The organism is Flavobacterium sp. KY-23415 (assembly GCF_055384985.1).
The window spans coordinates 2,245,219-2,257,678 of sequence record NZ_AP044001.1; the positions used below are offsets into that span (position 1 = coordinate 2,245,219).

Annotated in this window: 1 protein-coding gene; it reads left to right on the plus strand. The window is 30.8% G+C overall.

Annotation, left to right across the window (positions count from 1 at the left end; all coding sequences use genetic code 11):
* The first annotated feature begins 3 nt into the window (after positions 1-3).
* Entirely contained in the window at positions 4-12,444 is a 12,441-nt protein-coding gene (locus tag ACZ49Z_RS09780) for an SDR family NAD(P)-dependent oxidoreductase (protein WP_464307983.1), read from the plus strand.
* Positions 12,445-12,460 lie beyond the last annotated feature (16 nt).

The window sequence follows — 12,460 nt, forward strand, 5'->3', positions numbered from 1 at the left end:
TTCATGGAAACAGTAACGATAAACTCTGCTAATCGATTATTAACAAATCACGCTGTTAATGGTATTCCCACGCTACCAGGCTTAGCATATATTGATTTGATTTATCAAGTGATTTATGAAAAAGTGGATACTATTTTTTTGTATTCGATTAGAGATTTAATAATTTATCAACCATTGCAAATTATAGGTGAAGAAGTATGGACATTAACAATAGAAGTTAGTTCAATTAGTAATGGGTATGAAATTCAGATTAAAGGGAATAATACGAATAAGGATTCAAATGTAGCAATAACTTTGGTGAAGGCAAAAGTTCTTAAAAACATAAAGAACTCTTTCGAATCTAAAATGATTGGAGGGCAAAGTATAGTAAAGGAAATAGATGTTTTAGAGATATACAACCACTACAAAGAAAAAGCTCTTGAGCATAGTGGTATTATGAAAGCTCAAGGGAAATTAATAAAAACAAATTCAATATATAAAGCAGATTTATCCTTACATCCTAATGAAAAAGCTTCTGCTGAAAATTTTCTATTTCACCCAGCATTATTAGATAGTGCAGCAGTAAGTTTAGGACATGGAATCAAAGAGCATCTAAATGCTTCTGGAATTTTATATCTTCCTTTGTATATTGAACAAGTAGATATTTGGGGACTGGTTCAGGATACTTGTTTTGCCTTGACAGATGTGAAAGATGTTCATTTTACTGGAGATTTATTAAAATTTTCAATTCAATTTCTAAATAATGAGGGTAAACCTCTTGTTGAGTTTAAAAATTTTAGCGCTAAGCAATTTAGAATTGATAATTCAGAGGCTTCTTTTTCTAATAATCTAGCAGAAAATAGTCATGATAATGCTAATGAAAAAAGAGAAGGTGCTAAAAAATATTTATTAAACCTTTTTAAAGCAAAAAGTCAGGTTTTCAATCTACAAATTCAAGCAGATTCTGGATTTTATGAATTGGGACTAGAATCAGTAGAGTTATTAAATATTGTAAATGAATTGCAAGAAAAAGTTGGAGAAGAGTTATCCCCAACTTTACTTTTCGAATACACTACAATACAGACATTAGCCGATTATTTAGAAAACACATATCCTTCTATTTTTAATAGTTCTTTTGATACTACTAAACCAATAACTAAATTATTTAAAGAGGAGATATCAAATACCTCTCAGGTGAATACTTCTAATGAGAATTTACAGGACAATGACATTGCAATTATAGGGTTGTCAGGAAGATATCCTATGGCAGATAACCTAGAAGCTTTTTGGGAGAATCTAGCAAAAGGGAATGATGCTATAACCACAGTACCTGAATCAAGATGGGATTGGAAAAAGTTTAATGAAAAAGTAACACCTTCAGGAAAGCCAATTTCTAAATGGGGAGGTTTTATAAATAATGTAGCAGCATTTGATGCTCCTTTTTTCAAAGTTTCTCCTAAAGAAGCAGAAGAATTAGATCCTCAAGAAAGATGGTTTTTGCAAACTTGTTGGGAAGCTATAGAAGACGCAGGGTATACCCCAGAAAACATTGTTAAATCAGAGGGTAAAAACAAAATTAGGAAAGTAGGAGTCTTTGCAGGAGTAATGCATAAAGATTATAGCCTAATTGGACTAGAAGGACTAAAAAATGACGTTACAACTCTTTCGCTTAATAATGCACCAATACCTAATAGAGTATCTTACTTTTGTAATTTCCATGGACCTAGTATGGCTGTTGATACAGTTTGTTCATCTTCTTTAACAGCAATTCATCTTGCAGTCCAAAGTATTCAAAATAAAGAATGTAAAGTTGCTATCGCTGGAGGTGTCAATTTATCACTGCATCCTGCAAAATACCTTTCATATGGTATGAGTAATTTTCATTCAACTGACGGTCGATGCAAAGCTTTCGGAGAGAATGGAGATGGTTATGTTTCCTCAGAAGGAGTAGGTGCAGCTATACTAAAGCCTTTAAAACAAGCTATAAAAGATAATGATAATATTTATGCAATCATTAAAGGATCAGCAATAAATCATGTTGGTAAAGTAAGTGGAATTACCGTTCCTGGACAAATTGCTCAACAAGAACTCATAAAAGAGTGTTATGAAAAAGCAAATATTAATCCAGAACATATAACATATATAGAAGCACATGGTACAGGAACATCACTTGGTGACCCTATTGAAATAGAAGGACTAACAAAAGCCTTTCGTGAATATACTAATAAAACTCAATATTGTTCTATAGGTTCTTTAAAATCTAGTATAGGACATACGGAAGCTGCAGCTGGAATTGGTGCTTTAACTAAGGTTGCTTTGCAATTAAAGAAGAAAAAATTAGTTCCTAGTTTACACGCTAAAGAAGAAAATAAATTTTTAAAACTTTCAAAAACACCTTTTTATGTGCAAAAAACGCTTGAAAATTGGGAAAAAGGGAATACTCCTAGAACTGCAGGGATAAGTTCCTTTGGTGCCACAGGTACCAATGTTCATCTAGTTATTCAAGAATATGATGTGGAAAATAGAATAATAGATGAAAGCAAACTCAATGACGATTTTAGCGCTTTCATAATTCCAATTTCAGCGAAAAATAAAGATCGTGTTAAAGAATATATTTCTAGATTATTAGTACAACTAGAAAAAAATAAATTTACAGAAACAAAACAATATAGTAATGAAGATTCATTTCTTGAATTTGAAAAACAAAAAGAAATTGTTTGTATAGAAATACAAAAGAAAATAAGCTCTATTCTTAAAATACAAGAAGAAGATATAGAAAGTAATATTGAGTGGGAAGAATTTGGTTTAGATGTTTTTCAATATTCGCAAATTTCAGAGTGGTTAGAGAAGGAATTTAAATGGACAAATGAAAAAAATGATATTGAGAATTTAACCATAAACAAACTAGCTGAGGAGATAATACAAAATAAATCGAAAGGCTCTAAAATAGTTTCAGAATCTTATGTGCAAGAAAAAAAATACCTAAGGGATTTAGCTTATTCCTTTCAAATCGGTAGGATAGAGTTAGAAGAGAGAGTGGTTTTTATAGTGAAATCTATTTCTGAATTACAAGAAAAGTTAAGTAACCATCTAGAAAATGAAAATGGAGCAGATTTTTATGGGAACAAAAGCGACTACGAGAAGGAATTTGCTTCTTTTACAAATGACGAAGATTTTGATCATTTAGTTTATAGTTGGTTAGTAAAGAATAAATTTTTTCAGATAGGCGAATTATGGGTTAAAGGCTATCCGATAAATTGGAAAATTATCTATCAGAATTCAAGCACTCCTCAAAGAATAAAAATACCAACTTACCCCTTTTCTAATAAAGAATATTGGTTGCCTAAAATGAATACCTCTTTTGTTCAATCTTCAGTTGATCAGAAAAAAGAAGCTATTTTATCTCCATTAGTACATAAAAACAATTCAAGGTTTAATAATGTAAATTTCACATCTGTTTTTACAGGAGAAGAGTTCTTTTTGTCAGATCATAAAGTTCATAACTATAGTGTTTTACCAGGAGCAGGGCATGTTGAAGCGGCCTATCAAGCTTTTGTGTTTGCAAATGAGGTACAACAAAAGGCAGTTGAATTGGTAAATATCAATTTCATTAGACCAATTGTAAAAAATAGCGATACTGTAGATATAGCAATAAAACTGAAGCAGGAAAACAATGCATTTCAATTTAAATTAACAAATTTAGATAAAGAAGAGTTAATATATAGCCAAGGTGAAGTGCGTATTTTGCAAAAAAGCAATAAAGAACATATCGATGTTTCTTCCTTTTATGATATAAAAGAATATGGTGCATTAACGGGTATAGAATTATATGAACAGTTTGATAAGATAGGAATCAATTATAAAGGAGCTCACAAGTCCATTACTAGATTATTTTATAAAAATGACGAGGTAGCTGTACAATTAAAACTAGAAGACAATTGGATTGACACTTTGCCTTTTTATAAAATGCATCCAGGAATGCTTGATTCTGCTTTTCAAGCTACTTTACTGTTAGAAAAAAACAAGAACGGAGAAGCAGGTTGGAAATCATTATCTCAACCCAAAATGCCTTTCGGAATAGAATCAATTAAAGTATATGATTCTTGTACTTCTCAAATGTGGGCTGTTGCCAAACTAAGCAACTATACTGCTTCTGGAGATACAATCAGTGATATTAAATTATATAATGAAAAATTAGAACTAGTAATAGATATAAAAGGTTTCATAACTAAAGGAATAAAAGAAAACGATAAAAACTTATCAACTGAATTCTTGCCAAGTCAGAAATCAGAAAGCCAAATGACATACCTCATTCCAAAATGGGAACATGTAAGTATTGATACTATAAAAATAACTGAACCTGAAACCTATAAAACTGCTGTATTACTTTGTATTAATTGTCCAGAAATAGAGAAAAGAGAGTTAGTAACAACATTTGAAGAGGTTATTTTTATAAGTGATCAAGAATTGATTGACAGTGTTTTTGGAATATTAGCAGACAAGAAAATAAGGTTTGATCATGTTTTTTGGTGGGTTAAAGAGCAACATAGTACATTAGAACAGGAGCAAGAGTTGGGAGTTTATTTTGGTTTTAAGTTAATTAGGTCTTGCATTGCTAATCATTATAAAGATGTGCCATTAGCTTGGACAATAATTTTGACTAATACTTTTAAAATAGATGGTTTCTCAGACTCAAATTCTTCCCATGCAGGTATAGACGGATTGTTTGGATCAGCTATTAAAGAAATGCATAAATGGCAAATGAGAATTATTGACCGTTCTGATGCAATTTCTAAAAATAACAAACAAATATTAACCATTCCATTTGATAAAGAAGGTAGAAGTTGGGCTTTACGTGAGAATGAATGGTATCGTCAAAAAATAGTACAATTCAAAATCACACCAAATCAGCTAATGAAAACAGCTGCATACCGTGAGAATGGAGTATATATGATAATTGGAGGTTCTGGAAATATAGGTAAAGCAATGAGTAAATATCTTATTCAAAATTTTAATGCTAAAATTATATGGATAGGAAGAAGACCAATTGATAATCGCATAGAAGACAAATTATTAGCAGTAGGCAATCAAAAGAACATTCCTACTTATTATACTGCGGATGTAACACAAAAATCAGAAATGCAAGCTGTATTGGAAAAAGTAAAGCAGCGTTATGGAGCTCTTCATGGAGTAATAAACTCTGCAATGATATTACAAGAGCATACTATTGATGCAGTTACCGAAGAAGATTTTAGAGCTGGATATGAAACCAAACAGAAGAGTATTTTGACGTTGTTAGAAACACTAAAAAGTACTCCGTTAGATTTCTTACTCTTATTTTCTTCAATGGTAAGTTTTATTAAAACACCAAGATTATCTTATTATGCTGCGGGAAGTGTTTTTATGGATTCTTATGCTATTGCTAAACAGAAAGAATTACCATTTCCTATCAAAACTGTTAATTGGGGGTATTGGGATAGCCAAAAGCTAGAAGAAGCAAAAGATTTTGAGAAGTTGCAAGCAATAGGTGTCCATCCTATTAATGAAATAGAAGGAATAAATGCATTAAATGTTTTAATGCAATCAAATCTTAATCAGATAGGGATCATGAAATTGAGTAAGCCTCTAGCATTTTCTGGATATGAAAAAGAGTTTGTCAACACATTTACTAATGAAGTAATCCCTTTTGATATTTCTCTAAGTTCAATAACGAAACATTATATAAAAGAAGCAGAGCTGAAGGACTTGTATAATAGTTCAGTTTTTGAAGATGAAATATTTACAAATCTTATAGCAAAGATAACTTGTTATCAATTACAATCAATAGGTCTTTTTAATAATCAAATTCCGCAAACGAAAATTCTTGATTGGGGAGCACCAAATTATTTTAAGGATTGGTTAGAACAGTGTTTGTGTTTTTTTAAAGAGCAAAAATTATGTTTAGAACTATCTGAAAATAGATGGAAGCTTAATGAAGATTTATTGACAGATGGATTTAATGCAGAAAATTTATGGAATCAATGGAACACATTTAAAAATAGTAATCAAGAAAATTCAGATAAAATATTTCATATAGAATTAGTAGAAGCAACTTTAAAAGGACTTCCTTCCATTATAAAAAATGAGATCCGTCCCACTAATATTATGTTTCCAAATTCATCTATGGATAAAGTTATAAATATTTATAAAAACAATAAAGTAGCAGACTATTATAATGAAGTTTTAGGAGCTTGTTTGATTTTATATATTAAAAAAATAGTTTCAGATAATCCAGATGTAAAGATTAGAATACTAGAAGTAGGTGCAGGAACAGGAGGAACTAGCGAGTTGTTATTCCAAAAAATAGCTCCGTTTCAAAACTATATTGAAGAATATTGTTATACAGATATTTCTCAGGCTTTTTTAAATTTTGCCAAAGATACTTATGCTTCGGGTAAATCATATATTACGTTTAAGAGATTTAACGCTGAAGAGACTCTAGAAAATCAAGATTTTAATTATGGGGTTTATGATATTGTAATAGCAACCAATGTATTGCATGCAACATCTAATATTAGAACATCAGTAAAGAATTGCCAAGCATTATTGAAACCAGAAGGAGTGTTACTTCTAAATGAAATGAGCAAAAATGTAATATTTACACATCTTACATTTGGTTTATTAGAAGGATGGTGGCGTGCTAAAGATAAAGAAACAAGAATATCAGGATGTCCGGGGCTTTCATCACAACAATGGAAAAAAGTGCTTCAACAATCAGGCTATAAAAACATAGAATTTCCAGTAAATGAAGTACATCATTTAGGACAACAAATAATTTGGGCTCAGGCAACTTCTTTAAGGGTAGAAAATAGCACGTTTACAAAAGAAGAGTCTAATCCACAAGGGGAAATAATCCCTAAAATTCAAGAAATAAATACAAAAGAACTTTCATCAAAAGGACTTGAATTTGAGTTTACCGAATATCTCAGAAAACTAGTTAGTAAGGTTTTAAAACTTCCTTTGGAAGAAGTAAGAACTAAAGAAACTTTTGAGAATTATGGAATAGATTCTATTCTGATTGTTCAACTCACAAATGAGCTTCGTAAAGATTTTGATAAAATTTCGGGAACATTGTTTTTCGAACATCAAAACTTGGATTCTATGGTGCTTTATTTTATGAAAGAGAGAAAATTAGATATAGCTAACTTTTTTGCTAAAAATGAAGAAGTAAAAGAAGAAGATAAAATCATTTCATCTCCAGATAGCATACTAAATTCTAGTTCATTGAATTTTTCTGATACTTGGGAAGTAGAGAAATTAGAAGATGACAAAGGAATGGATGCTTCACAACCTTTTAAAGAAGAAATAGCAATAATAGGATTGGCAGGACAGTATCCTAAAGCTGAAAATATTCGTGAATTTTGGGATAATTTAAAGAATGGGGTCAATTGTACCTCAGAAATCCCTAAAGATAGATGGGATTGGCAGGTATATTTTGAAGAAAAGAATAATTTGAATAAAGGGAGTTATTCTAAATGGGGAGGTTTCTTAAAAGATATCGATACATTTGATCCTTTATTTTTTAGAATATCTCCATTAGAAGCGGAGAAAATGGATCCTCAAGAACGTCTTTTTTTACAATGTGCATATGCGTCTATAGAAGATGCAGGATATCTTCCAGAGAATTTATCAAAAAATAAAAAAGTGGGGGTGTTTGCAGGCGTAATGAATAGTACTTATAATAGACAATCTAATTATTGGTCTATTAGTAATAGGGTTTCATATGTCTTGGATTTTCAAGGCCCTAGCTTAACAGTCGATACGGCTTGTTCTTCGTCTTTAATGGCGATCTATTTGGCTTTTGAAAGTCTTCAAAATGGAAACTGTGATTGTGCAATTGCAGGAGGAGTTAATTTAATTGTAACACCAGGGCATTATAACCGATTAGCAAGTGCTAATATGCTTTCAGAAGGAATATATAATAAAACTTTTGCAGCAGGAGCAGATGGTTTTGTAGATGCGGAAGGAGTAGGAGCGATACTATTGAAGCCAAAATCAAAAGCTATTGCAGATGGGGATCATATTTATGGATTGATTAAAGGAGGTAGTGCGAATTCAGGGGGCAAAACATCTGGTTACACAGTACCTAATCCTATAGCACAAGCAGATTTGATTAAAACAACTATAGAAAGATCAGGAGTGTCTCCAGAAACCATTAGCTATATAGAAGCACATGGTACAGGAACTTCATTAGGTGATCCTATAGAAGTATCAGGACTAACTAAAGCATTCAATCAATTCACTAAAGAAAAGCAATTTTGTGCTATAGGCTCTTCAAAATCAAATATAGGACATTGTGAAAGTGCTGCAGGGATTGGAGGATTAACGAAAATACTTCTTCAATTTAAACATAAACAAATCGTCCCTACATTACATAGTGAAATTTTGAATCCAGAAATTGACTTTAAATCCACTCCGTTTTATGTACAAAACAATCTTAAAGAATGGGATAAACCTGTTCTACAAGAGAATGGAATAGCCGTAACCTATCCTAGAAGAGCGGGTATCTCCTCTTTTGGAGCAGGTGGTACAAATGTACATCTTATACTTGAAGAATTTGAGCAACAAATCTCTTCAAGTATTGAAGAAGAATTGATTCTCTTGTCTGCGGCTACCAAGGAACAACTAACACTTTTAGCAATAGAATTGTTGGATTATTTAAAATATAATAAAGCGAATACTCAACTTAAAAATATAGCATATACACTTCAAACAGGAAGAAGAAATCTTGAATACAGATTAGCAATTGAAGCTAAAAGCATTGATGATTTAGAGAAAAAACTATTTGACTATATAAATAATCAAATTAATTCTTCAATCTATCAAGGAATAGTCTCTAAAAGAGTAGATTCAATATCAGAGGAATTCTATGAAATAGTTGAAAAAATGAGTGTCGGTAAATGGAAATCATTGGCTCAACAATGGGTAGAGGGAAAACAAATAAACTGGAACAAATTATATCTCGATAAACCTATAAAAGTAAGTTTACCTACTTATCCTTTTGCAAAAGAGTCTTATTGGAATCCAGAACCAGATGTAACTCTAGATACTATTAGTTTTAAAAAAGAAAAAAACATATCTAAAGGACAATATCTTAAAAGCCAACGAGTTAAATTATCAAGCCCTGTAGAGTATTATAAAGAAATTTACCAAGCATTTGAACAACAAACGGAGCCTCTTGTAGTAAATGAAAATGATATCATTATAAAAAGTAAGTATGATACCAACTATTCTCATTTACAAGGTACAGTGTATTATTTTGAGAATATTCGAAACATCGAGAGTTGGGATCAAATTTTTAGAAAATTTAGAGGTAAGAAAATACTTTGTATTTGCCCAGAAACAACTATGAATCCTCTTACAGAAGGATATAAGTCTTTCGTATATGAAAATATCCTTTCTATTTACAGAATGGCAAAATCCTGTTTTCAGTTTGACTTTGATAAACTAGAAAAGGAATTCATTCTAATTACTAGAAATGCATTTATACTACCTAATCAAACTGAACATATAGATTCAATTCACGCTGCAATTGCTGGATTTGTCAGTGTCATGGCAAAAGAAATGAAGAACTGGAATACAATAATTCTAGATACTGATGAACCAGTTCATCAAATCCCTGTTTCACTAAATCGGGTTGAAGATTGGTTAGTAAGAAAACAAAAAATATATCAAAAAAGGTTAATTCGCACTAAAACCAATTCAGAATTTAATAGCTCTTATGTAGTTGGTGGTACTTATATAATAATTGGAGGAGCTGGAGGAGTTGGTACAGAATGGAGCCGTTATCTTATAGAAAATTATCAGGCTAAAATTATTTGGATAGGTAGAAGAAAAAAAGACGATGCAATAACTGCCAAAATAGAAAGTCTAGATGTAAATGGAACATCCATAAAATATTATGAAACAGACGTGTCCGATTATGAGGCTTTCTCATTATTGTATAGAAAAATAAAAAAAGAACAAGGAGCAATCAATGGTGTCATTCATGCAGCAATGGCATCAACAGATCAAGAAATTACCTTGCTCACAGAGTCTCGTTTTGTAGAAGGGTTAAAAGCCAAAATAGATATAAGTATCACTTTAGGCAGGGTTTTTCAAAATGAAAACTTAGATTTTATGTTGTTTTTCTCTTCTGTTGGAGCTTTAGCTAGTATGGAAGGACAAAGTTGTTATGTGACTAGTAGTGTTTTTAAAGATAGCTTTTCTAAGTTTCTTAATGAAAAAGTGTCCTACCCAGTTAAAGTTGTTAATTGGGGATATTGGGGAGAAGTCGGCTTTGGTGAGTTCATACCAAATAGACTGAAATCAATATTAAAAGAACAAGTAGGTGTATTGGGAACTAGTGAAGCGAATTATATTTTAGAGAGTTTCCTTAATACTAAAGACCAGCAAGCAGTAATCACAGCAAAAGCTAATTTTGATATAATACCATTAGATAATACTATGGAAATACAATGTGCCGAACAAGAGTATGAAAGTAGTATTGAAAGACTTCATTCTCATATTCCAGATAGACAATTTACTGTTCAAAAACTTAGAGAAAATGCACGTTTTGGTGTTGAGGATATGGAGACTTTATTAGCACAATGGATGTTTGTTCAACTTCAATCTATAGGATTACTGGTAAATGAAGTAAATGACCTAGAAAAACAAAAAACAGATAATAATTTTAATAGGTTTTATGACAAATGGCTTTTAGAGAGTTTAAGAATTCTTCAAAAAAATAATCTGATAGAAATACAAAGTAAGGATTTAGTTTACTGTATTGAGAAAAACACGAAGGAACTTACATTAGATGGAATACAGAATAATTGGTATTCTCAAAAATCAAATTGGGGAGACGATACCTATAAAAAAGCTCAGGTCAAATTATTAGAATCTTCTATGAAAAATTTGCCTTATGTGTTGACGGGTAAAATGAAAGGAGCAGAAGTGGTCTTTCCAGATTCTTCTATGGAATTAGTAGAAGGAATTTATAAAAACGAATTAGGCGACTATTTTAATGATGTTTTAACAGATAATATTATAGCATTTATCGAAGAGCGAATACAACAAAATCCTAATGCCAAAATTAGATTATTAGAAGTAGGAGCTGGAATTGGAGGTACTAGTAGTGTTATTTTTCAAAGAATTAAACCGTATCATCAGTACATAGAGGAATATTGTTATACAGATATTTCCAAAACATTTTTATTATATGCCGAAAAAGAATATAAAGAAGACAACCCTTTTCTAACCTATGAGATTTTTGATGTGGGAGTAAAAGCACCACAAGATCAAATATCAAAAAGTTATGATATAGTGTTGGCTACAAATGTTTTACATGCTACTAACGATATTGTAAATACTATAATAAATGTGAAATCGGTATTGAAAAAGAATGGAATCATCTTAATTAATGAGATTAGTACTAAGTCTTTATTCTTTCATATGGGGTTTGCTCTTTTAGATGGTTGGTGGTTATACAATGATCCAGAATTGCGAATAGAAGGTTGTCCTGGCTTAGCTCCAGAAACATGGAAAAAAATCCTTATAAATGAAGGTTTTGAGAACATTACCTTCCCTGCTAATAAGGCACACGATCTTGGTCAGCAAATAATTTTGGCACAAAGTGATGGAGTAATTCTTAGAAAAACACAGAAATCTGATGTGATAAATACAGAAGTGGTTAAAGTTTCAGAAAGTAGAAAAAATATAATCGAAACTACTAAAGATCCTGATAGAATAATCGAAGAAATAAAATATAAGATAAAAACAGTATTTAGCGAATTACTAAAGATTCCTTTTGAAAAGATAAAAAATTCTGTCTCATTATTGGATTACGGTTTAGATTCAATACTTGCAGTTAAAATGGTTAAATCGATAAACGAATCTTTAGGAATAAAATTAGAGAGTAATAAAATATTTGAAAATGAAACAATCGATAAACTATCGGTTTGTATTTTCAAAGAATACGCCTCACTTATTAATATTGATCATGATAGTTTAAAAAATCAAAATAAGATAGCTAACAATCTTAGTAAAGAAACGGTATCAGGAACTATTAATAATGTTATACATGAAACGCTTAAGATTCCCAAAGTTAAAATTAAAAGTGATCTTACTTTTTATGATTTTGGTCTAGATTCAATATTAGCTGTTGAGGTTTCAAAAAAAATCAATTCGGCACTAAATATAAAATTAGAAACTACAGATTTGGTCAAATACAACACGATTGATTTACTTACTACTTATATAATTAATAAAGAGAATTTAGGCAATGGTATTGAATTAGAAGGTGTAATGAAAGAAGATAGTTTTGGGTTGAAAAATAAAGATTTAATAAAAGGAGAAACCTATAAAGAAGAAGCGGTTCTTAAGTTATTAGAAAAAGAAGGAACAGATAGCTTTAGTATAGAAGATATATTGCAACATATTGATTAATTTAGAAGAGAACTTC

What these genes read in the sequence shown, in the direction of transcription:
- ACZ49Z_RS09780 (WP_464307983.1), top strand. Translation starts at nt 4, where the DNA reads ATGGAAACAGTAACGATAAACTCTGCTAATCGATTATTAACAAATCAC.